Here is a 21534-nt window from a genome sequence, read left to right on the forward strand (position 1 = left end):
GGTCGCGATGGGGCTTTGGAGGGAGAGAAGAGTGAGAAGGGCTGTTCGCCGTTAGGTTGGCGATGGCTGAGTTCAGACCACGTCCATAAAAAAGCCGGGGCTCGATGCCCCGGCTTTTTCGTGTTGCTTGCAGCGATACGTTTCTGTCGCCGCTTAGCCTTTTACCGCGTACTGCCAGCTTGGGCCGAGTTCGGCGAAGTCGAGCAGGATTTCCGCTGACTCCTCGACCTCGGCGCGGTCGACGGGCTGTTCCTCTTCGGTCTCTTCGTCGGCGAGGTCGGTATCGTCGCCGCTTTCGCGGGCGTCGCCCCATTCTTCGAGGATGTCGAGGCCGAGGGCTTCGCGGCGCTCGTTTTCCAGTGCCAGCATTTCGGCGTCCTGGGCGTCGGCTTCACGCTGACGCTGCTCGCGGTTCAGGCTGACGCTGGTGTGCTGCTCGCGCAGACGGCTCGCCAGCTCTGCCCGTTGTTCCAGGTAGTGGAAGTTGGGGTGCTCGTCGGCACGCTGCTGGTGGCGGGCGCGCAGGTCCTTCAGGTACTGGCGCGGGGTGCCGTAGCTGCGGTACTGGACGTCGCGGACGGTGTCCCAGGGCAGGGCGTTGTCCAGCGCACTCTCGCCGATGATCTCGGGGTCGAGCAGGCTCGGGTACATGATGTCCGGCTTCACGCCGCGGTTCTGGGTGCTCTCGCCAGAGATGCGGTAGAACTTGGCGCGGGTCAGCTTGATCTGGCCGTAGCTCAGGTCGTTGAGGGTCTGCACCGTGCCCTTGCCGAAGGTGTTGGAGCCGACGATCAGGCCGCGACCGTAGTCCTGGATGGCACCGGCGAAGATCTCTGAGGCCGAGGCGGACAGGCGGTTGACCAGCACCACCAGCGGGCCGTCATACAGGGTGCCGCTGTCGGTGTCGCCGTACAGGCTGATGCGGCCACGGGCGTCACGTACCTGCACGGTGGGGCCACGGTCGATGAACAGGCCGATCATCGAGTTGGCTTCCTGCAGCGCGCCGCCGCCGTTGTTGCGCAGGTCCAGCACGATGCCCTCAACGCCTTCGGCCTTGAGCTTCTCGACCTCGGCGGCAACGTCACGGGTGGTGGAGCGGTAGTTTTCCTCGCCGGCCTGCCAGGCGTCGAAGTCGACGTAGAAGGCGGGCACCTCGATCACGCCGACCTTGTGCACGCCGTCTTCGCGCTGGATCTCGATGACCTCGCTGCTGGCCGCCTGATCCTCGAGCTTGACGGTGTCACGGGTGATGTCGACCACGGTGGAGCGGGTCATGTCCACGGCTTCGCCGGGCACCACCTCGAGGCGTACCTCGGAGCCCTTGGGCCCACGAATCAGTTCGACCACGTCGTCCAGGCGCATGCCGACCACGTTGACGATGTCTTCGCCTTCCTGGCCGACGCCGATGATGCGGTCGGCGGGCTTGAGCGCGCCGTCCTTCTCGGCCGGGCCACCGGGCACCAGGCTCGCGACCTTGACGTACTCGCCGTCGGCCTGGAGCAGGGCACCGATGCCTTCGAGCGAGAGGCGCATCTGGATGTCGAAGGACTCGCCCTGGCGCGGCGACAGGTATTCGGTGTGGGGGTCCACGGTGCCGGTGGCGGCGGCCATGATCAGCCCGAACACGTCCTCGGCGTTGGTCTGCTCGAGGCGATGCTTCTGGGTCTCGTAGCGCTCGCGCAGGGTGTCGATGACCTCGTCGTCTTCCTGGCCGCTTATCGACAGCGTCAGGGCGGCGTTGGCCAGGCGCTTGCGCCACAAGTCGTCTAGGCTCGCCTGGGAGGCGGCCCAGGCGGCATCCTCGCGGTCGAGTTCGAGGCGGCCTTCGCCGTTGAAGCTCATGTCGAGGTGGTCGATCTCGTCTAGCATCCACGTAAGACGCGCCTCGGCACGATCGTGGTAGCGCTCGTAGAGGTCGTAGGCCCGCTCCAGGGAGCCTTCGAGCATTGCCTCGTCCATGCCGGTACGCAGATCAGCGAACTCATCCACGTCGTCCTGCACGAAGTAGGCACGCTGGCCGTCCAGCACGTCCAGATAACGCTGGAAGGCGCGGTTGGACCATTGGTCGTCCAGCCTCACGTCCGCGTAGTGGCCGTAGCGTAGTGATTCGGCCACCTCCATGGCCGCCTGACGCTGGTCGTCGCCGGGCGTGGGAGTAGCCAGCGCCGTAGGGGCCGCGATCAGCAGGGACAGCGCCAGGGCGCGACCCGCAGACTCAATCAGGCTCATCAATGAAGCACTCCAGGATTCGTGTACACTCGTCGGTCTGACACCGACTCGGTCGGCGGGTCCCTTGGACCGGATTCGCATTGTAGCAGCTTGATGTCAATCCTTGACCCTTGCCGTTGTGCGACATTTAGGGTCAATCCTTGAACCACACTATCATGCAACAGAGGACGCCCATGTCACAGGAGTGCTTGCCAAAGGATGATGCCGGATGCGCCAAAAGGCTCAGTCGGCTGCTTGAGTTTCTTCACCGTTCCCCCAGCCCTTGGCACGCCACCGCGAACATGGCTCAGCGGCTCGAGGACGCCGGCTACCGTCGTCTGTTGGAGACCGATAGCTGGGATTTGGTTCCCGGTGACCGCTTCTACGTGACCCGCAACGATTCTTCGATTATCGCTGTCAACCTGCCGAAGGGCCAGCCGGTCACCAGTCTGCGCATGGTCGGCGCCCATACCGACAGCCCCAATCTCAGGCTGAAGACCCACGCCGGCCAGACGTCTGCGGGCTGGCTGCAGCTTGGCGTGCAGGTCTACGGCGGGGCACTGCTCGCGCCCTGGTTCGACCGTGACCTGGGCCTGGCCGGGCGTCTACATGTCCGTCACGCCGATGGGCGGGTCGAGGGCGTGCTGCTCAACGTTGCCGAGGCCATCGCCATCATCCCGAGCCTGGCCATCCACCTGGATCGGGAAGCCAACGACGGCAAGGCGATGAATGCCCAGACCCAGATGGCGCCGGTGGTGCTGCAGGGCGGCAAGGACGACGACCTCGATCGCCTGCTGCTGGCCTGGCTGGAACAGGAGCACGGTCTGACCGGGGTGAAGGTGCTGGACTTCGAGCTGGGCTTCTATGACCTGCAGCCGCCGTCGCTGGTGGGCGTGGGCAAGGAGCTGATCGCCAGCGCCCGCCTGGACAACCTGCTGTCCTGCTTTATTGGCCTGGAAGCGATGCTCGACGCCGACGGCGAACAGGGCATGGTGCTGGTCGCCAATGACCACGAAGAGGTGGGTAGCGCCAGCGCCTGTGGCGCCCAGGGCCCGTTCCTCGCCGACGTGCTCAAGCGGGTGAATGGCCAGGTCGGCGAGGGCACCGAGGAAGGCTATATCCGCCTGATCCAGTCCTCGCGGATGATCTCCTGCGACAACGCCCATGCACTGCATCCGAACTTCAAGGACAAGCACGACGCCCAGCACGGCCCGAGTCTCAACGCAGGCCCGGTGATCAAGACCAACGCCAACCAGCGCTACGCCACCAACAGCGCCACGGCGGCGATGTTCCGTGACCTGTGCGAGAAGGTAGAGGTGCCGGTGCAGACCTTTATTACCCGGGCGGACATGGGCTGCGGCAGCACCATCGGCCCCATCACCGCAACCGAGCTTGGCGTGCCGACGCTGGACGTGGGGGTGCCCCAGTGGGCGATGCACTCTATCCGCGAGACCGCCGGCAGCCAGGACGTGGAACACCTGACCCGTGCGCTGACGGCCTTCTTCAACAGCGCCGAACTGGTGTAGGTCCAGCGCTCGCAGCACGCTTGCTGAAAGACTGAAACGACGATAACAGAGCGCCTGGCGGGCCACCGCCAGGCGCTCTGTTTTTTCTGCGTCGGTGTTGAACCGTTGCATAGGAAGGCACAACGAAAAGGCCCATCGATCGGTGATCGACGGGCCTTTCGGTATCTGGTGGCTACGCCCTGACTCGAACAGGGGACCCCATCATTATGAGTGATGTGCTCTAACCAACTGAGCTACGTAGCCTTTGGATGGCGCAGTATTCTACGGATTGCCGGCTTGTTGTCAAGCACCTGGGCTACGGTGATGGCGCCGATGCCGGCCTTGGTGATGGCCCCGGGGACGGCGACGCCAGCGCAGCGCGCTGGAAAGCCGGCTACCACCTGTGTGCCGTGTAGCGCGAGTTCTGTGCTGGCGTGACGGAGGCCGCTGGAAAGGGCGCTACCGCCATGTGGTCGTCAAGTGCGCCAACTATTTGAAAAGACGTACTCCCAGCAATCTGGCACGGGCCTTGCCCTGTAGTTGAGGGAAACAACAACAGGCGATCTGGATGGCTTTTCGTGCAGGCCTCGTGTCGGCTTCTGGCCTTGGCTGTAATGAGGGCAGGCCGCCTCCAGATCAGGGGATCACGCCGGTGGCGAGATCCAGGACCACGACAGGGGAGTCGTTGCCGATGGAGCCCATCGAAACCTTCTACGACGTGATGCGGCGACAGGGGGTCACGCGTCGCTCATTTCTGAAGTTCTGTTCACTCACGGCGGCGGCGCTGGGGCTCGGGCCTGCCTACACCGCCAAAATCGCCCACGCCATGGAGACCAAGCCGCGCACGCCGGTGATCTGGGTACACGGGCTCGAGTGCACCTGCTGCTCGGAGTCGTTCATCCGCTCCGCCCATCCGCTGGTCAAGGACGTGGTGCTGTCGATGATCTCGCTGGACTACGACGACACCCTGATGGCGGCGGCGGGGCACCAGGCCGAGGCCGCCCTGGCCGACACCATCGAGCGCTACAAGGGCAACTACATCCTGGCGGTGGAGGGCAACCCGCCGCTCAATGAGGACGGCATGTTCTGCATCGTCGGTGGGCGGCCCTTCGTCGACCAGCTGCGCGAGACCGCCGATCACGCCAAGGCGGTGATCTCTTGGGGCTCCTGTGCAAGCCACGGCTGTGTCCAGGCGGCGCGCCCCAACCCCACCCGGGCGACTCCGGTGCACAAGGTCATCACCGACAAGCCGATCATCAAGGTACCGGGCTGCCCGCCGATCGCCGAGGTCATGACCGGGGTCATCACCTATATGCTGACCTTCGATCGGCTGCCGGAGCTCGACCGCACCGGCCGGCCCAAGATGTTCTATTCCCAGCGCATCCACGACAAGTGCTACCGCCGGCCACACTTCGACGCCGGCCAGTTCGTCGAGTCCTTCGATGACGAGGGCGCCCGTCGCGGCTACTGCCTGTACAAGGTGGGCTGCAAGGGCCCGACCACCTACAACGCCTGTTCGACCATCCGCTGGAACGAGGGCGTGAGCTTCCCGATCCAGGCCGGCCACGGCTGTATCGGCTGCTCCGAAGACGGCTTCTGGGACAAGGGCTCCTGGTACGCCCGGCTGCAGGACGTGCACCAGTTCGGCATCGAGGCCAACGCCGACCAGATCGGCGGCGTTGTAGCCACCGGGGTGGGCGGTGCGGTGGCGGTCCACGCTGCCGTCAGCGCCTTGAAACGGGCGCAGATCAAGCGCCAGTCGTCAGCCAACAGGGAGGAAGCCTGATGACGCAGATCAACACCCCTAACGGGTTCAATCTGGACAGAAGCGGACGGCGTATCGTCGTCGACCCGGTGACCCGCATCGAGGGGCATATGCGCTGCGAGGTCAACGTGGATGACAACAACATCATCCGCAACGCGGTGTCCACCGGCACCATGTGGCGCGGGCTCGAGGTCATCCTCAAGGGCCGTGACCCGCGCGACGCCTGGGCCTTTGTCGAGCGTATCTGCGGCGTCTGCACCGGCTGTCATGCGCTGGCCTCGGTGCGCGCGGTAGAGGACGCTCTCGACATCCGCATCCCGCGCAACGCCCACCTGATTCGCGAGATGATGGCCAAGGTGCTGCAGTGGCACGATCACGTGGTGCACTTCTACCACCTGCACGCGCTGGACTGGGTCAACCCGGTCAACGCGCTGCGGGCCGACCCGCGGGCGACCTCGCAACTGCAGCAGTTGACCGGCCCCAACCATCCGCTGTCGTCGCCGGGCTATTTTCGCGACGTCCAGAATCGCCTGAAGACCTTTATCGAGTCGGGGCAGCTTGGGCTTTTCAAGAACGGCTACTGGGACAACCCCGCCTATCGGCTGTCGCCGGAGGCGGACCTGATGGCGACCGCTCACTATCTCGAGGCGCTGGACCTGCAGAAGGAGATCGTCAAGGTCCACACCGTGTTCGGCGGCAAGAACCCCCACCCCAACTACATGGTCGGAGGGGTGCCCTGTGCCATCAATATCGACGGCGATCTGGCGGCCGGGGCGCCACTCAACATGGAGCGGCTCAACTTCGTGCGCGCGCGCATGGAGGAAGCCTTCGCCTTCTCCAGGAACGTCTACATCCCCGACGTCATCGCCATTGCGAGCTTCTACAAGGGCTGGTTGTACGGCGGGGGCCTGTCCGCCACCAACGTGATGGACTACGGCGACTACTCCAAGGTCAACTACGACAAGTCCACCGACCAGCTCAAGGGCGGCGCCATCCTCGGCGGCAACTGGAACGAGATCCACGAGGTGGACCCCACCGACCCCGAGCAGATTCAGGAGTTCGTGGCCCACTCCTGGTACCGCTACGCCGACGAGTCCCGTGGCCTGCACCCCTGGGACGGCGAGACCGAGCACCACTACGAACTGGGCGAGGGCACCGTCGGCACCCGCACCCGGATCGAGGAGATCGACGAGGCCGCCAAGTACTCCTGGATCAAGTCGCCACGCTGGCGCGGCCACGCCATGGAGGTGGGGCCGCTGTCGCGCTACATCCTCAACTACGCCCAGGGCAATGACTTCGTGATCGACCAGGTGGACTCGTCGCTGGCCGCCCTCAATCAGCTCGCCGGCACCCGCCTGACACCGAAGCAGGCGCTGCCGACCACCATCGGCCGTACCCTGGCCCGCGCCCTGGAAGCTCACTACTGCGCGTCCATGATGCTCGATGACTGGCATGAGCTGATCGCCAACATCCGCGCCGGCGACCTGGCCACCGCCAATATCGAGAAGTGGGACCCGGCGTCCTGGCCCCAGGAGGCACGCGGTGTCGGCATGGTCGCCGCTCCCCGGGGCATGAACGGCCACTGGATCCGCATCAAGGACGGCAAGATCGAGAACTACCAGTGCATCGTGCCGACCACCTGGAACGGCAGCCCGCGGGACCCGGAGGGCAACATCGGCGCCTTCGAGGCGTCACTGCTGAATACGCCCATGGAGCGGCCGGACGAGCCGGTGGAGATCCTGCGCACGCTGCATTCCTTCGATCCGTGCCTGGCCTGTTCCACCCACGTGATGAGCGAAGACGGTGAAGAGCTGTCTCGCGTCACCGTCAGATAGCCGGGGGAGGGTGTCCCATGTCCCATGACTCGAAAGCGTCACCTGCTGCAACGGCCAGCCCGGAGGACCCTCAGGCTGGCAAGCTCGGCCCCGGGGAGGAACGGGTGCTGCCTTCCTCGGTCAAGCAGACCTCGGTCTACGTCTACGAGGCGCCGTTGCGGCTGTGGCACTGGACCAACGCGGCGGCCATCCTGGTGCTGATCGTCACCGGCTACTTTATCGGCAAGCCGCTGCCGACGGTGTCAGGTGAGGCCAGTGATCACTTCGTGATGGGCTATATCCGCTTTGCCCATTTCACCGCAGGCTACATCCTGGCGATCGGTTTTCTGTTTCGCTTCTACTGGTCGCTGGTCGGCAATCACCACGCCAAGCAGCTGTTTCGCTTGCCGTTGCACCGTCGTGACTGGTGGCGTGAGGTGTGGTTCGAGCTTCGCTGGTACCTGTTTCTGGAGAAGCGCCCGCGCAAGTACGTGGGCCACAACCCCCTGGCACAGTTGGCGATGTTCATCTTCATCACCCTCGGCACCCTGTTCATGATCGTGACCGGAATGGCGCTATACGCCGAAGGCGCCCTGCGCGGCAGTTGGCAGGACTCGCTGTTCGGCTGGGTCATCCCGCTGGTGGGCCAGAGCCTGGACGTGCATACCCTGCATCGTCTCGGCATGTGGGTGATGATCACCTTCATCATCATCCATGTGTACGTGGCGATACGCGAAGACATCATGTCCCGCCAGAGCATCGTCTCGACCATGATCTCAGGGGAGCGCACCTTCAAGGACGACGACCCTTTGTAGTGAGTTGTCGTTGCTTGCCGTGACTTGTCATTGCTCGCAGTTGATCGTTAGCCCTGCCGTTGAAGGGCGTAAGCGCTGACCGTTGGCGCCGGAGGCTTCACCGAGAATATCTGGTGAGGTCTCCGGCGCTTTTAGTTTGCGTTCAGGGAGGGTGGCGAGGCGCGTACATAGGCCGGTGGGGGAGGCATCTTGGTCGGGCATTAATCAGGTAATCACAAGTCACCTTTTGAAACGTTCTTGCCCGGTGTTTTATGAGAAAGATTCTCTTTGAATCGGCGGTTATTGGACTTTTGTAGGGTTATATATCATGTGGCTGTGCCGAAACGATGGGCATGTTTTTTATTGAAAGGTGGCGGCGTTATTCTGCGGAAATGGTCGAGATTTTTTCAGGTCATCGTGGATATGTGCATGTAAGTGGCTGCTGTATTGTGAAAAATCGCTTTCGCATATGCCATGGGTGGCGAAGGTGGAAGCGTTTTCGGCAGTTTTTTTGGCGGCCTGTTTTTCAGCGTCTTGTTTTTCGGTGCCTTGTTTGTCGTTGTCTTGTTTTTCGGTGTCTTGTTTGTTGTTGAACAAGGCGCTTCGTGGCTGGCCTTTGGCTTTCATGCTGCATCTTGATGTTTTTATGGCGAATGCATCCAGGATCAGACGAACAGCGAGCCGCTGAAAGAGGCGAAGAAAGAACAAGGAAAGAACGAAGAACGAGACGCAGGATAAAGCCAACTAAAGTAGCGCAGGCAGATATTCGGCGCAGCGAGGGAACTGGCATGAAGACGGATGATCACGAGGCGACGCCATCGATTCTGGTGCTGGGTATCGGCAATGTGCTGTGGGCCGACGAGGGTTTCGGAGTCCGCGCGGTGGAGGCACTTCACCAGCGCTATACGTTTGCCGAGGCGGTGACCGTGATGGACGGCGGCACCCAGGGACTCTACCTGCTGCCCTACGTGCAGTCCTGCGAGTGCCTGCTGGTCATCGATGCCATCGACTACGGCCTGGCCCCGGGCAGTGTGCATGTGGTGCGCGATGATGCGGTGCCGAGCTTCATGGGCGCCAAGAAGATGTCGCTGCACCAGACCGGCTTTCAGGAGGTGCTGGCGGCGGCGCAGCTGCTCGGCTGGCAGCCACAGCGGGTGATGCTGGTCGGTGTTCAGCCCTCGGTGCTGGACGATTATGGCGGCTCGCTGCGACCGGAGATCGCCGCGCGAATCGATGAGGTGATCCGCCTGGTGGTCGATGAGCTGGCGTCCTGGGGCGCCAGGCCCGAACTTCGCTCCGAACACGGGCCCGGACACAGCCGCGATCACCAGGCCCCCATCGCCGAACTGGCGCCTTCGGCGCTCGCCCTTCACCACTACGAAAACATGCGTCCCTCGCCCCGCGAGGCCTGCCGTGTGGGTGATCCGCGCTTTCTGGCGAGGGACCTTGGCCATCCTGGCGGTCCGCACGTTGACCAGACTCGCGAGGCGGGAAGCGAGCGGGATGGTGTTACCGAAAGCCCTGTAAAGGAGTAGCCGCGATATGTGCATTGGCATTCCCATGCGGGTGCTTGAGGTCAGCGGGACGCTCGCCATCTGTGTCAGCGACGGGGCAGAGAATCGACAAGAGGTCGATATTTCCCTGGTCGAGGCGGTGAGCCCCGGCGATTGGCTGCTGGTATTTCTGGGAGCGGCGCGCCGGGTGCTGGAGGCCGATGAGGCGCTGCGCATCAGCGATGCGTTAAGGGCCATGGCCATGGCGGCCGAGGGAGGGACGGTCGAGGCGGGACTGTTTGCAGACCTGGAGCAGGGTGAACCCCGCCTGCCGCCGCATCTGGAGGCGGCGCGCAAGGCGGGTGCCTCCACCGGGTGAGTACGCCACGGGTGACAACATAAGCGGGTGATCGACAACACAAGCGAGTGAGCGACAAGTGAGCGACAAGGGAGTCACGCCAATGACGGGGCCATTGCACCGGCTGATCAATGAACTGGACTATCCCTGCCTCGCCGGGGAGGAACTGGCGGCCTTCGTGACGGGGCCAGGCGCCCGGGTGCTGTTTCTCAGTGGCGATCCGGCCACCAACCTCGAGACCAACGATGTGGCCGCTATTCTGCCGGAGTTGGTCAAGGCCTTCCCGGGGCGCTTCAAGCCCGCGGTGGTGGATCGCGCGGAAGAAGACGCCACCCGCGAACGCTTTCAAGTGTGGCCGGTGCCTTCACTGCTGTTTTTCCAGGACGGGCGGATGACCGGTGTGATCTCGAAGGTGCGCGACTGGGACGACTACCTGGGCGAGATCCACGCCATTCTGCAAGGGACGTCTGCCAGCGCCAATATCATCGCTCGCGACGGGAGTGTTCGAACATGACCCAGGGATTCATGCCGTCATCGCCGGGTATCGGGCCTGGCAGCCAGCCCGAGGAGGCCGTGCTCGATTACCTGCCGATGCCATCGGGAATGAGCACCTTTCAGCCGAGCTTTCCCGAGGTGGAGGACCCCGAGCGCATCCGGCCCGCGCTGGATGCCCTCAGCGCTCTGGCCGACAGGGCCGCCCAGTGGACGCCGGAGGGCGGCAATCTGGTGGTCGAGCTGCCGTCGCTCGATGCCGAGAATCGCAAGGCGCTGGCCGATGCACTCGGCGAGGGTGAGGTCGCGATCAAGGTCGGTGGCAAGGATGCCGTCGAGATTCAGGAGTCGGTCTTCGCCGGTCTGTGGCGGGTGACGTCCCGGGATGTGGATCACGCCTCGGGCAGTGTTCGGGAGCATATCGAGATCGGCGTGGTGCCCCTGGCGGTGGGGCAATGCCGCCAGCAGCGCATCTTCTGCCCGCCGGAGGCCGGCCAGGGTGTGGTCAACGGACCCTTTATCGTCTCGGAGCTGATCGAGCGCTGCGAGGAGCGTGCCCCTGGTGGCGACCCTTATGCCATCAACCTGTCGCTGTTGCCCCATACCCCGGAGGATCTGGCCTATCTGGACGAGGCGCTGGGCCAGGGCGAGGTCACCATCCTGTCGCGGGGCTACGGCAACTGTCGTATCGACAGCACCGCCCTCGATCACGTCTGGCGGGTGCGCTACTTCAATTCCCAGGACTCGCTGATTCTGGACGTCATCGAAGTCTCCGATGTGCCCGAGGTGGCCTGCGCGGCGGCCGAAGACATCGCCGATTCGGTGATTCGACTCAAGCAGGTAGTGGAGGCGATGGCGTGACGGCACGATTCGAAGGTTCGTTTCTCGGAGACCTGGCGCGTCTGGACGACGACGCCCGTCTCGAGTGCAAGATCTGCTGGTACTGCTATGACCCGGCCGTCGGTGACGCCGTCCGTCAGGTCGAGCCGGGGACGCCGTTCTCGGCGCTGCCCCAGGATTGGCGCTGCCCCCAGTGCGACGGTGAGCGCAACCAGTTTATGGTGCTGGATGATCGGCAGGGCGCCGGGGGGGTGGCTGCCGCGCCCGCCGCACTCGCCACACCCGCCGGGGCTGCGACGGCCGATACGGGCGCCGTCAAGCGACTGGTCGAGACCTTTCGCGAGATCCAGACCACCGGCATGAAGGATTCCCCCTTCAACAATCTGTCGCTGCACGTCGAGGCGGTGGGGTTTATCCCCTGGGAGGGCGGGCTGCTGGGCATCCTGGTCGCGCCCTGGCTGATGAATCTGGTGGTGATCCCAGGGCCCGATGACGACGCCCAGCGCCTGCGTCCCGGCGACAAGCGGGTCTACTCCTTTGCCTCCGGCGACTACGAATTCATCTTCAATACCCGGGTACCGGTGGGTGCCTTCCTGGCCTGTTCGCTGTTTTCCGACATGAGTGAGTTTGCAAGCCAGGCCTACGCCACCGAGGTGGCGCGCGCCGCCATGGAGGCGCTGTTCGATCCGGCCCACCGTGCCGAGACGGATCGCCACGCGGATATCGCCGCGCTGAGCGTGGCCGGGGAGGAGGGTATCGCCGGGGCAGATGCTGACGCTGACGCGGAGGCTGAAAGCACCGCGGCGCCCTCGGCCGACCCCGAACCCCTAGGCGGCGATGGCGAAGCTGGCGTAAGCCAGTGGTCTCCCCCGACACCCGGGCTCGAGTCTCGGCGAGACTTCCTGACCGGGCGCACGTCGAGCACCGCTGCCGGCACCACAGCCGCCCCCAGCAGCGGAGCGTCCTTGGATTCTGCGTCAGGGGACGAGGACGAGTCGTCATGATGCCGACGCTGATCATCAGTCACGGCCACGGCCACAACCCAGGGGGCGAGCCCGGGTTTCGCGTGAGTCAGCGAGGACGGATGCCGACCCAGTGGCTGATCGATCGAAATCGTCACGAGGCGATGACCATGGTGGGGTGTCTCTACAACCTGTGCGCCGCCGCCCAGAGCGCCGCGGCGGCCAAGGCCATGGACCTGCCGCTTGCCCCTGACTGCCACCGTCATATCCAGCTCGAGTCCCTGCGCGAGCATGGCCTGGTCATGCTGCGGGACTGGCCGGGGGTGCTGGGCATGGCGATGGACGCCGACTCCCTGAAGGGGCTGGCGGGGCTTTCGCTGTCCACGCTGGAGATGCTGGAGGCGCGGGTGTTCGCCGGTCCGGCCGAGCGCGCTCTGGAGGATATCGAGGCGTGGCTTGAGCGAGCGCCGAGTCGGCCCGCCGAGGTGCTGCGCCAGGTCGCCCACTGGCCCCGGGAGTTCGGGAGAATCGCCGTGGCGGACGATCCTACCTTCGTGGGGCGCGTGGGCGGGCATGCGTCGCTAGGCGGCGTCATCGCGCGGGATGGTTGGAGCCTGTATGCGCGGATGCTGGCGCGGGTGGTGGAGGTGGCGCAGTTGATACTTGCGCTGCGCGCCGGCGCTGGCAACTGCACTGCTGGGGATAGCAGCGATGCCGGCGAGCCACGCTGCGGGCGTGCCGCCGATGGCAGTGGCTGGGCCGAGGCCGCCCGGGGACGCCTGGTGCATCGGGTGGCGTGCCGGGACGACCGGGTCGTCGACTACCACATCATCACCCCGACCGACGCCATGCTCGACGGTGCTGTCGGCCCCGATGGCGAGCGGCAACGGGGTTTTCTTTCTCGCCTGCTGGAATCCGCCCACGGCCAGGGCGAGTGCCATGGCTACAGTCATGGCCTCAGTGATGGCGACAACCGGGCCCGGCAGCGGGTGGCGATGGCGCTGAGCTGTGCCGATCCCTGTCTGCCGGTGGTGTGGCAGGAGTCGAGTGAAGCGCTGTGCCAGGAGCCTTCGCAGGCGCCATGCCGGAAGGCAGGGCCGCCAGGGGGGAGGTCATCATGCACGAATTGAGCCTGTGTCAGAGCATCGTCGAACTGATCGAGGAGCAGGCCAGCGTCCAGGCGTTCGAGAAGGTGACCCGGGTGTGTCTCGAGATCGGGGCCTTGTCCTGCGTCGAGCCCGAGGCCCTGGCGTTCGGTTTCGATCTGTCCACCCGTGGCTCCGTCGCCGAAGGGGCGACGCTGGATATCGTCAACATACCGGCCACGGCCTGGTGTTTCGGTTGCAATCGCACGGTGGATATTGCCCAGCGTGGCGACGATTGCCCCCTGTGTTCCAGCGCCCGTCTGCACGTGACCGGCGGAGAGGAACTTCGCGTCAAGGAACTGGAGGTTGTCTGATGTGTACCGTCTGCGGATGCGCCGAAAGCGGTGACCAGAGTCACGCCCATCATCACGAGCACGAGCATGCTCATCCCCACGAGCACGGGCACGAGCACGCTCACTCCCATGCTCACCCCCACACTCACTCCCATGCTCACCCTCATTCGCACGAGCACGACCACGCCCACTCTCATGAGCATGTGCACGCCCATGTTCATTCCCATGACCACGGCGACCACCCTGGCGCTGCCGAGCCGGATGCCTCGCCGCATCTGGACTGTGGCGCAGGGCCTGCCGGGGTCGAGGTGGCGGGGATGTCGCAACGCCGTCTGGTAGAGATCGAGACCAACATCCTGGCCCGCAATGACGCCATCGCCGAGGGCAATCGGCGGCGCCTCGAGGCCGACGGTGTGCTGGCGCTGAATCTGGTGTCGAGTCCGGGGTCCGGCAAGACCACGCTGCTGGTGGATACCATCCGTCGACTCGGCGCCGAGGGGGTGGCGGTGATCGAGGGCGACCAGCAGACCGCCAATGACGCCCGGCGCATTCGCGAGACAGGGGTGCCGGCGCTGCAGGTCAATACCGGCAAGGGCTGCCATCTCGACGCCTCCATGGTGGAACGGGCGCTGCCTCAGGTAAGCCCGCCCGGGCTTGGCCTGTTGTTTATCGAGAATGTGGGCAACCTGGTGTGTCCGGCGGGCTTCGATCTGGGCGAGGACGCCAAGGTGGTGATCCTGTCGGTGACCGAAGGCGAGGACAAGCCGCTCAAGTATCCGCACATGTTCGCCGCCGCCTCGCTGATGCTGCTGAGCAAGGTCGATCTGGCACCCCATGTCGACTTCGACATGGACGCCTGCGAAGCCTACGCCCGTCGGGTCAATCCCGAACTCGAGATCCTGCGGCTGTCGGCCACCAGCGGCGAGGGCATGGACGCCTGGCTCGACTGGATCGACGCACGCCGTGAGGCGCTCAGGCAGCGCGCCTTGAGCCGGGCGCGTCAGCACCTTGCCATGCTCGAGCAGCGCTAGGGGGCGCCATGTCCACCTTGGTCGAGGGTCCGCTGTTCGATGGACACGGTGTTGCCTCCGAGTCGCTGCCCAGTGTGCTGGTGGTCGGTGTCGCCAGCGAGCGAATCGACTCGCTCGAGGGCGTCACGCAAGGGCGCCTGGAGTGCCTGAGGGCGACGCACTGGGAAGAGGCTCGGGCGCTGCTGGTGTCCGAGTGGGTCGGGTTGGTGATTGTCGAGCTTGCACCTGAGGGCGACGCCGCCAGGGGCAGGGGGCTGTCCCCTGACGGTGGCTGGGCAAGGGAACTGGCCCATCGCTGGCCCGAGGTGCAGTGTCTGGTGATCGCCGATTATGGGCGCACGTCGGTCGGTGACTGGCCCGAGGCGTTTCACCTGCTTTGTCGCAGTAGTCCGGTTGAGGTGGTGGCGCGAACCATCGGCGTCGCCCTGCGTCAGTACCAGCTCGAGCGGGAGTGTCGGCGGCTGCGCGTGGAGCGTGCCCTGTACCAGCCGACCGTTCAGGCGCGGCTGGCGGCCCACCGCCGGCGGATGCGCGAGGCGGGGGGCTTCGAGACGATCATCCGGGCGCCGGGATCGCCGCTGGAGCCGCTGTGCGACATGGCGGCGCGCATCGCCGGCTTCGACGTGCCTGTCCTGGTGACAGGAGAGAGCGGCACCGGCAAGGAGTTGATGGCCCGGGCGATCCACGCCAGCAGCCTGCGCTCGGAGATGCCTTTCTACGCCCTGGACTGCGGCGCGGTGACCGATGAACTGCTGGAGAGCGAGCTGTTTGGCCACTGCAAGGGGGCCTTCACCGGGGCGAGTTCAAGCCGCGTCGGACTGCTGGAGCGGGCCCACGAGGGCACCCTGCTGCTGGACGAGATCGGTGACACCTCCAGCGCCTTTCAGCTGCGCCTGTTGCGCTTTCTGCAAGAGGGAGAGGTGCGCCCGGTGGGTTCCAACGAGGTGCGCCAGCTGGACGTCCGGGTCATCGCCGCGACCAATCGGGATCTGATGGCCGAGGTGGCGGCGGGACGCTTCCGGGAGGACCTCTACCATCGCCTGACGGTGGCCCCGGTTCAGTTGCCACCGCTGCGCGAGCGCGCCTGTGATATCGCGGCCCTTGCCGAGGTACTGCTGGCGCGGATCGCTTCCCGCCACGGGGTCAGGGTCGGCGGCTTCACCGATGCGGCGATGGCGTGTCTGTGCGCCTACGCCTGGCCCGGCAATGTTCGCGAGTTGGAAAACCAGATCACCCGCATGGTGATGCTGGCGACCGGCGAGAAGCTTGGCGTCGAACTGCTGGCGCCGCACCTGCGAACCGATGAATGGCGTCAGGCGCCAGTCGAGCGGCGCCAGGACCTGCCTGAGCCGCCGAAGGCGAATACGACGGCCGATCCGGTCGAGGACGCCGGCACCCTGCGCGAACGGGTCGAGCGCCTGGAGGCGAGCTGCCTGGCCCGGGCGCTCGAGCGTCATGGCGGCAACAAGTCACGTACCGCCAGTGAACTGGGGCTATCGCGCATCGGCCTGAGGGCCAAGCTGCAACGCTACGGGATCGGCGAGGCGGCCGGAGACCCCGAATAGGCCGAGATTCGAATCGGCCCGGAGCAGACCGCCATCAGCGTGTCAGCACTGCATCAGCAGATGCGCGGTAGCTGCTCTCCCACCAGCATGTCGACGATGCGCTGGCCGCCAAAGCCGGTGCGCAGCGTCACCCGTCCCGGCTTGCCGTCAAGCGCCTGACCGATGATCGCGGCTTCCTTTCCCAGCGGATGCCCGCGTAGGGCGGCCAGGGCCGCCTCGGCCTGAGCCACGGGCACCGCCGCCACCAGCTTGCCTTCGTTGGCCAGGTACAGTGGATCCAGCCCCAGTATCTCGCACATCCCCCGGACCTCCTTGCGCAGCGGCAGAGCCAGGTCGTCGAGTTCGATGGCAAGCCTGGAGGCCTCGGCCATCTCGTTGAGCACCGTGGCGACGCCGCCCCGGGTGGCGTCACGCAGGCAGCGGGTCTCGGGGGCGGCGGCCAGCAGTGCCTCGATCAGGCCATTGAGGGCGGCGCAGTCGCTCTCAAGGTCTGTGTCCAGCGACAGGTCGCCACGGGCCGCCAGGATGGCAGCACCGTGATCGCCGAGCCAGCCGTTGACGATGATCACGTCGTCGGCCTGGATGCGCTCGATACCGAGCTTACGCTCGGCTGGAATGACGCCGATGCCGGTGGTGGTGATGAAGACGCCGTCGCAGGCCCCGCGCTCGACCACCTTGGTGTCACCGGTGACGATCTCGACGCCGGCCTCGCGGGCGGCTGTGGCCATGGAGCGGGCGATGCGCCTCAGGTCATCGATCGGCAGGCCTTCTTCCAGGATCACCGCGCAGGATAGGTAGCGCGGATGGGCGCCCCCCACGGCCAGGTCGTTGACGGTGCCGCACACCGCCAGCTTGCCGATGTCACCACCGGGAAAGAACAGCGGGTCGACCACGAAGCCGTCGGTGGTCATGGCCAGTCGGTCGCCCAGGCATGCCAGCTCGGCCAGTTCCAGCCGCGCCTGGTCCTCGAGCACCTCGGGAAGCGCGGTGAATTCCCTGACGAAGACGTCATCGATCAGGTCCTTCATGGCCTTGCCGCCGCCTCCGTGGGCCTGGGTCACCGCGCGGGCGGCAAGGGTGGGAAGCTGTCGTTGTGTCGTGTCGCTCATGATTCGGCCTGGCTTGTGCTGTGGTTCGGGCTATCGACGTTGCCACCGCCGTATTGATAGTAGGCGGCGCAGGCGCCTTCGCTGGAGACCATCAGCGCGCCCCGGGGTTGATCCGGTGTGCAACGCTTGCCGAACAGCTCGCACTGCCAGGGCTTGAGGTTGCCGGTGAGCACGTCACCACAGCGGCAGTTGTCCGGGTCGGCCACCTGTTGATTGGGCACGGCGAACTTGCGTTCGGCATCGAAGGCGCCATAGGCGTCCTTGATCTGGACACCTGACTCGGCGATCGATCCAAGCCCGCGCCACTCGCAGCTCTCGCGGGGCTCGTAGACCCGATGGAAGGCCTCCAGCGCGGTGAGATTGCCGTCGCTGGTCACCAGACGCTGGTACTGGTTCTCGACCTCGGCGCGGCCATCGTGAAGCTGGCGAACGACCATCAGCAGCGACTGCAGGATATCCAGGGGCTCGAAGCCAGAGACCACCACCGGGCAGCCGTAACGCTCGGCGATGAAGCGGTAGGGGTCGGTGCCGATGATCATCGACACGTGTCCCGGCCCGAGGAAGCCATCCAGGCGATGGTCAGGATTGTCGAGGATCGCCTGTAACGTCGGGATGATGGTGATGTGGTTGCAGAACACCGAGAAGTTGCCGACCCCTTCGCGCTCGGCCTGGGCGATGGTCAGGGCGGTGGAGGGAATGGTGGTCTCGAAGCCCAGGCCAAAGAACACCACTTCCCGATCCGGATGCTTGCGCGCCAGTGCCAGGGCGTCGGTGGGGGAGTAGACGATGCGCACGTCGGCGCCGTCGGCCTTGGCCTGCATCAGGCTCTTGCGTGAGCCGGGAACCCGGATGGCGTCGCCGAAGGTGGCGAGGATCACCTCGGGACGCTCGGCGATGGCGACGCAGTCATCGACGCGACCCATCGGCAGCACGCATACCGGGCAGCCGGGGCCGTGAATCAGCTCCAGTTCCGGCGGCAGCATGGCCTCCAGCCCATAGTGGAAGATCGCGTGGGTGTGGCCGCCACAGACCTCCATGATGCGCACCGGGCCTCCACGCTGCTCGGCCAGGCGGGCGACCAGGGTGGTGATGTGTTCGAGGATCTGCCGGGCGCGGGCGTGATCGCGGAATTCGTCGATGAATTTCATGAAGAGACCTCCTGGTCGCCGGTCAAGGTCAGGGCGTCGAACTCGTGGGTATCGCCTAGTTCGTCCAGCAGTTCGAGGGTGCGCGCCGCAGCCTCGGCGTCGATACGGTTCAGGGCGAAGCCCACATGGACCAGTACCCAGTCGCCCACGCAGTGTTCGGGCGGGTGGTCGTCATCGACGATGCAGGCGATGTTGATCTGGCGTCGGACCCCGCTCACGTCCACCGTGGCGAGCCGCGCGTCGGCGTCATCGAGGGAAATGATCTGTCCTGGAATTCCCAGACACATGGGCGGTCTCCTGTGTGTTATTGGATGCCGTGGTGGCGGTAGTGACAGTGGCAATGGAGGGAACGGTTGTTGTTGTCGAGATCGTCGAGATTGCTGAGGTCGGACTATCCGACGCCTGGTCGGAGGCCAGCGGATGCCGCCGCGCCGCCGCGATCAGCGCCTGGCCCAGGGCGATGCCGCCGTCGTTGGCCGGCACCTGGCGGTGGGTCAGCACCCGAACAGGCAGGGGTGCGAGGCACTTAAGCGTCAGTTCCAGCAGGGTGCGGTTGTGAAAACAGCCGCCGCTCAGCGCGACGGCCTCGACGTTGCGCGTGCTAGAGAGGCGCCGGGCATGGTCGTTAGATACTTCGTCGAGTGCGTCGTCCTGCATCTCGCCAACGACCTCGCCAAGCCCCTTGGCCAGTCCCAGATGAAAGCGCGCCGCGATCAGTGTGGCGTCCTTGCCGGCGGCCAGGTCGTCAAAAAGCGCCGTCCACATCGGTGCCGGATCGAGGATCCGGTGACCGCCTTGCGCCCTGTGAAGGGCGAAGGGATAGGGCGCAATGGCACAAGACGTGCGTGACGTAGGCGGCGGGGTCGGTGTCAGCGCGCGGGCGGCCAGGGCTTCCAGTGCCATGGCCGCTTCGCCTTCGTGGTGCTGGTGATCGAAGCACAGCTCCAGGGCGGCGGCGACGGCGTCGAACAGGCGCCCGCAGGAGGAGGCGAGGGGGCTGTTGATCCTGGCCTCGATCATCCCGCTGAGGGTGTCGATCGGCTTCTGCCGCAGTCGCTTCAGTACGCCAAGGTTGGGGTGGCGGCGCTTGAGGGCGGCAAGGCCGGGACCGGCGATGAGCTGCGCCAAGAGGTTGCGCCAGGGCTCGCGGGAGGCGGCGCCGGCCCCCGGCATGGCCACGGACTTGAGAGAACCCAACCGCTGGCAATGGCGATAATCCGCCAGCAGGAACTCACCGCCCCACAGGCCTCCATTCTCGCCAAGGCCCAGGCCGTCCAGGGCGATCCCCAGTACCGGAGCGGCGTCGCGAGGATAGCCGTTGTCGGCCAGACAGGCGGCGATATGGGCGTGGTGATGGCCAATGGCATCGAGTGGCAGGCCGGCGTCGTCGGCCATTCGCCGAGCCATGTGACGAGCCATGTGACGAGCCATGTCGCTGGTACGGTAGTCCGGGTGAGTGTCGCAGGCCAGCCAGGCGGGGCGGTGGTCGTAAAGCGCCAGGAAGTCGTCAAGATTGCGTTCGTAGTCGTCGAGGGTGGCGGCGTCGTCCAGGTCACCCTGATGCGGGGACAGGATCGCGCGCTGGCCATCCACCAGGCAGAAGGTGGCCTTCTGTTGCGGACCCAGGGCAAGCCCCGGCGAGATGTCCTCGAAGCCAGGCGGCAGCGGCAGTGATGCCGGGGCGTAGCCCCTGGCACGACGCAGCATGCGCACCTTGCCGGCGGCCAGCTGTACCAGGCTATCGTCGATACGCCGGGCGATGGCGCGGTCGTGGGTGAGGGCGTGGCTGGCGATCGTCGACAGGCTGTCGCCGAGTCCTCCATCGTCGATCAGCTGGGGCTCCCCGGAGACGTTGCCGCTGGTCATCACGATGGGAAAGGGCAGCCGCTGGCACAGCAGCACGTGCAAGGGGGTCGATGGCAGCATCACGCCGAGCCGGTCGAGTCCCGGGGCCAGGGCCTCGGCGAGTGGTCGACCTGTGGCCTCGTCACGGCGCCGCTCGAGCAGCACGATGGGTGCGGCGGCTGAGCAGAGTGCCTGTTGTTCGAGCTCATCGAGCCGGCAATAACGCCTGACCATCTCCAGGTCTTTTGCCATCAACGCCAGCGGGCGTGTGGGGCGATGCTTGAGCCGTCGCAGGCGCTCGAGGGCCTCGGTGCTGGTGGCGTCGCAGGCAAGCTGGTAACCGCCGAGCCCCTTGATGGCGAGGATCTGGCCCTGGCGGATCAGCGCGGCGGCCTGGTCGATGGGAGCCTCAATGGCGGGGGTGGTGTGAGCGTCGATGGCGTCTTCGCCCGCCAGACAGGGCCCGTCGTCCAGCGCCACCAGACGCACCTGGGGCCCGCAGGCCGGACAGGCGATGGGTTCGGCATGGAAGCGACGGTCGCCGGGATCCAGATATTCGGCGCGACAGCACTCGCATAGCGCAAAGTCAGCCATGGTGGTGGCCGCCCGGTCGTAGGGCATGTCACGAATGATCGACAGGCGTGGGCCACAGTGGGTGCAGTTGGTCAGGGCGTAACCGGAGCGTCGCTGGTGCTGGCTCAGTATTTCTTCTGTGCAGGCTGCGCAGATGGCGGCGTCCACGGCGATATCGGTGCGCGTTGCGCCCTCGAGACTATCGACGATGGTGAAGCCGACTCGGTGCAGCGGTGCCAGGCCCGAGCGAACCTCGATGTCGGTGATCTGTGCCAGTGGGGGCGGGTCGCGCTTGAGTTGTTCGATCAGGCTCTCGAGGCGTTCACTGGGGCCGGCTGCCCGGATCAGCACGCCTTCACCGTCGTTGAGCACCTCACCGACCAGCGCTAGCCGGTTGGCCAGTTGCCATACCGTCGGACGAAACCCCACACCCTGCACGCAGCCGCGGACCCGGATTTCTACCGTGGTTTCTGGGGTGCATGGCGGTGTCGTGGGGGGGTGAATGGTCATGACGTCCAGCGGTGAAGAAAAGACCTGCCTGACTATTTCACAGCTAACGCAGGCCAAACTTGAGCTGTGACAACCTTCTACGAC

General features: G+C 65.5%; 20 protein-coding genes and 1 tRNA gene. 14 read left to right on the forward strand and 7 right to left on the reverse strand.

Features of this window, described 5'->3' with window-relative positions:
• Positions 1–153 precede the first annotated feature (153 nt).
• Positions 154–2229, reverse strand: coding sequence for a carboxy terminal-processing peptidase (locus C9F12_RS11225; RefSeq protein ID WP_108448920.1), 2076 nt, complete (start codon positions 2227–2229; stop codon positions 154–156).
• 173 nt (positions 2230–2402) lie between these two features.
• Here C9F12_RS11225 and C9F12_RS11230 point away from each other — a divergent pair, with 173 nt between their 5' ends.
• Entirely contained in the window at positions 2403–3734 is a 1332-nt protein-coding gene (locus C9F12_RS11230; RefSeq protein WP_108448921.1) for a M18 family aminopeptidase, read from the forward strand.
• A 166-nt stretch (positions 3735–3900) separates the two neighbouring features.
• Here the strand turns inward: C9F12_RS11230 and C9F12_RS11235 are convergent.
• Positions 3901–3977, reverse strand: a tRNA-Met gene (locus C9F12_RS11235).
• 5 nt (positions 3978–3982) lie between these two features.
• Here C9F12_RS11235 and C9F12_RS22550 point away from each other — a divergent pair.
• The 4 genes from C9F12_RS22550 to cybH all read left to right on the forward strand — a co-directional run bounded on the left by C9F12_RS22550 (position 3983) and on the right by cybH (position 8107).
• Positions 3983–4129, forward strand: a complete 147-nt coding sequence (locus tag C9F12_RS22550) for a hypothetical protein (protein WP_162816458.1) — start codon at positions 3983–3985, stop codon at positions 4127–4129.
• 275 nt (positions 4130–4404) lie between these two features.
• Positions 4405–5499, forward strand: a complete 1095-nt coding sequence (locus C9F12_RS11240; protein WP_108448922.1) for a hydrogenase small subunit — start codon at positions 4405–4407, stop codon at positions 5497–5499.
• Complete coding sequence (locus tag C9F12_RS11245; protein WP_108448923.1) at positions 5499–7313, forward strand: nickel-dependent hydrogenase large subunit; 1815 nt, start codon at positions 5499–5501, stop codon at positions 7311–7313. The genes C9F12_RS11240 and C9F12_RS11245 overlap by 1 nt, the downstream gene beginning before the upstream one ends.
• A gap of 17 nt (positions 7314–7330) precedes the next feature.
• Positions 7331–8107: a Ni/Fe-hydrogenase, b-type cytochrome subunit gene (cybH, locus tag C9F12_RS11250; protein ID WP_108448924.1), complete on the forward strand. Its 777-nt coding sequence runs from the start codon at positions 7331–7333 to the stop codon at positions 8105–8107.
• Between the two features lie 339 nt (positions 8108–8446).
• Here cybH and C9F12_RS22555 read toward each other — a convergent pair whose 3' ends face one another.
• Positions 8447–8713 carry a hypothetical protein gene (locus C9F12_RS22555; RefSeq protein ID WP_162816459.1) on the reverse strand — a complete coding sequence of 89 codons (267 nt, stop codon included), beginning with the start codon at positions 8711–8713 and terminating at the stop codon, positions 8447–8449.
• Between the two features lie 161 nt (positions 8714–8874).
• Between C9F12_RS22555 and C9F12_RS11255 the strand changes: the two genes are divergently transcribed.
• From C9F12_RS11255 to C9F12_RS11300, 9 genes are all read left to right on the forward strand, one after another.
• The gene (locus C9F12_RS11255; protein ID WP_108448925.1) at positions 8875–9621 is read left to right on the forward strand and encodes a HyaD/HybD family hydrogenase maturation endopeptidase; all 747 of its coding nucleotides are present in this window, start codon (positions 8875–8877) and stop codon (positions 9619–9621) included.
• Between the two features lie 7 nt (positions 9622–9628).
• Positions 9629–9958 carry a HypC/HybG/HupF family hydrogenase formation chaperone gene (hypC, locus tag C9F12_RS11260; protein ID WP_108448926.1) on the forward strand — a complete coding sequence of 110 codons (330 nt, stop codon included), beginning with the start codon at positions 9629–9631 and terminating at the stop codon, positions 9956–9958.
• Positions 9959–10040: 82 nt separating this feature from the next.
• Complete coding sequence (locus tag C9F12_RS11265; protein ID WP_045994046.1) at positions 10041–10451, forward strand: hydrogenase; 411 nt, start codon at positions 10041–10043, stop codon at positions 10449–10451.
• Positions 10448–11290, forward strand: coding sequence for a hydrogenase expression/formation protein (locus C9F12_RS11270; protein ID WP_108448927.1), 843 nt, complete (start codon positions 10448–10450; stop codon positions 11288–11290). The genes C9F12_RS11265 and C9F12_RS11270 overlap by 4 nt, the downstream gene beginning before the upstream one ends.
• Complete coding sequence (gene hybE / locus C9F12_RS11280) at positions 11287–12273, forward strand: [NiFe]-hydrogenase assembly chaperone HybE (protein ID WP_162816460.1); 987 nt, start codon at positions 11287–11289, stop codon at positions 12271–12273. Before C9F12_RS11270 ends, hybE begins: the two co-directional genes overlap by 4 nt.
• Positions 12270–13361, forward strand: coding sequence for an uptake hydrogenase HoxC (locus tag C9F12_RS11285; protein ID WP_108448928.1), 1092 nt, complete (start codon positions 12270–12272; stop codon positions 13359–13361). Before hybE ends, C9F12_RS11285 begins: the two co-directional genes overlap by 4 nt.
• The gene (gene hypA / locus C9F12_RS11290) at positions 13349–13690 is read left to right on the forward strand and encodes a hydrogenase maturation nickel metallochaperone HypA (RefSeq protein WP_108132930.1); all 342 of its coding nucleotides are present in this window, start codon (positions 13349–13351) and stop codon (positions 13688–13690) included. The genes C9F12_RS11285 and hypA overlap by 13 nt, the downstream gene beginning before the upstream one ends.
• A complete protein-coding gene (hypB, locus tag C9F12_RS11295; RefSeq protein ID WP_108448929.1) occupies positions 13690–14700 on the forward strand; it encodes a hydrogenase nickel incorporation protein HypB in 1011 nt (336 codons plus the stop codon). Before hypA ends, hypB begins: the two co-directional genes overlap by 1 nt.
• A gap of 8 nt (positions 14701–14708) precedes the next feature.
• Positions 14709–16265, forward strand: a complete 1557-nt coding sequence (locus C9F12_RS11300) for a sigma-54 dependent transcriptional regulator (RefSeq protein WP_108448930.1) — start codon at positions 14709–14711, stop codon at positions 16263–16265.
• A gap of 53 nt (positions 16266–16318) precedes the next feature.
• On the opposite strand, the gene hypE is transcribed toward C9F12_RS11300, so the two are convergent.
• The 4 genes from hypE to hypF are packed head-to-tail and all read right to left on the reverse strand — an operon-like array spanning position 16319 to position 21450.
• Entirely contained in the window at positions 16319–17374 is a 1056-nt protein-coding gene (gene hypE, locus C9F12_RS11305; RefSeq protein ID WP_108448931.1) for a hydrogenase expression/formation protein HypE, read from the reverse strand.
• Positions 17371–18522, reverse strand: a complete 1152-nt coding sequence (hypD, locus tag C9F12_RS11310) for a hydrogenase formation protein HypD (protein ID WP_108448932.1) — start codon at positions 18520–18522, stop codon at positions 17371–17373. The genes hypE and hypD overlap by 4 nt, the downstream gene beginning before the upstream one ends.
• Positions 18519–18809, reverse strand: a complete 291-nt coding sequence (locus C9F12_RS11315) for a HypC/HybG/HupF family hydrogenase formation chaperone (RefSeq protein ID WP_108132925.1) — start codon at positions 18807–18809, stop codon at positions 18519–18521. Before C9F12_RS11315 ends, hypD begins: the two co-directional genes overlap by 4 nt.
• Positions 18769–21450 carry a carbamoyltransferase HypF gene (gene hypF / locus C9F12_RS11320; protein ID WP_108448933.1) on the reverse strand — a complete coding sequence of 894 codons (2682 nt, stop codon included), beginning with the start codon at positions 21448–21450 and terminating at the stop codon, positions 18769–18771. The genes C9F12_RS11315 and hypF overlap by 41 nt, the downstream gene beginning before the upstream one ends.
• Positions 21451–21534: the final 84 nt, after the last annotated feature.

This window comes from Halomonas sp. BN3-1, assembly GCF_003056325.1.
In the GTDB taxonomy this organism is placed as follows: domain Bacteria; phylum Pseudomonadota; class Gammaproteobacteria; order Pseudomonadales; family Halomonadaceae; genus Halomonas; species Halomonas litopenaei.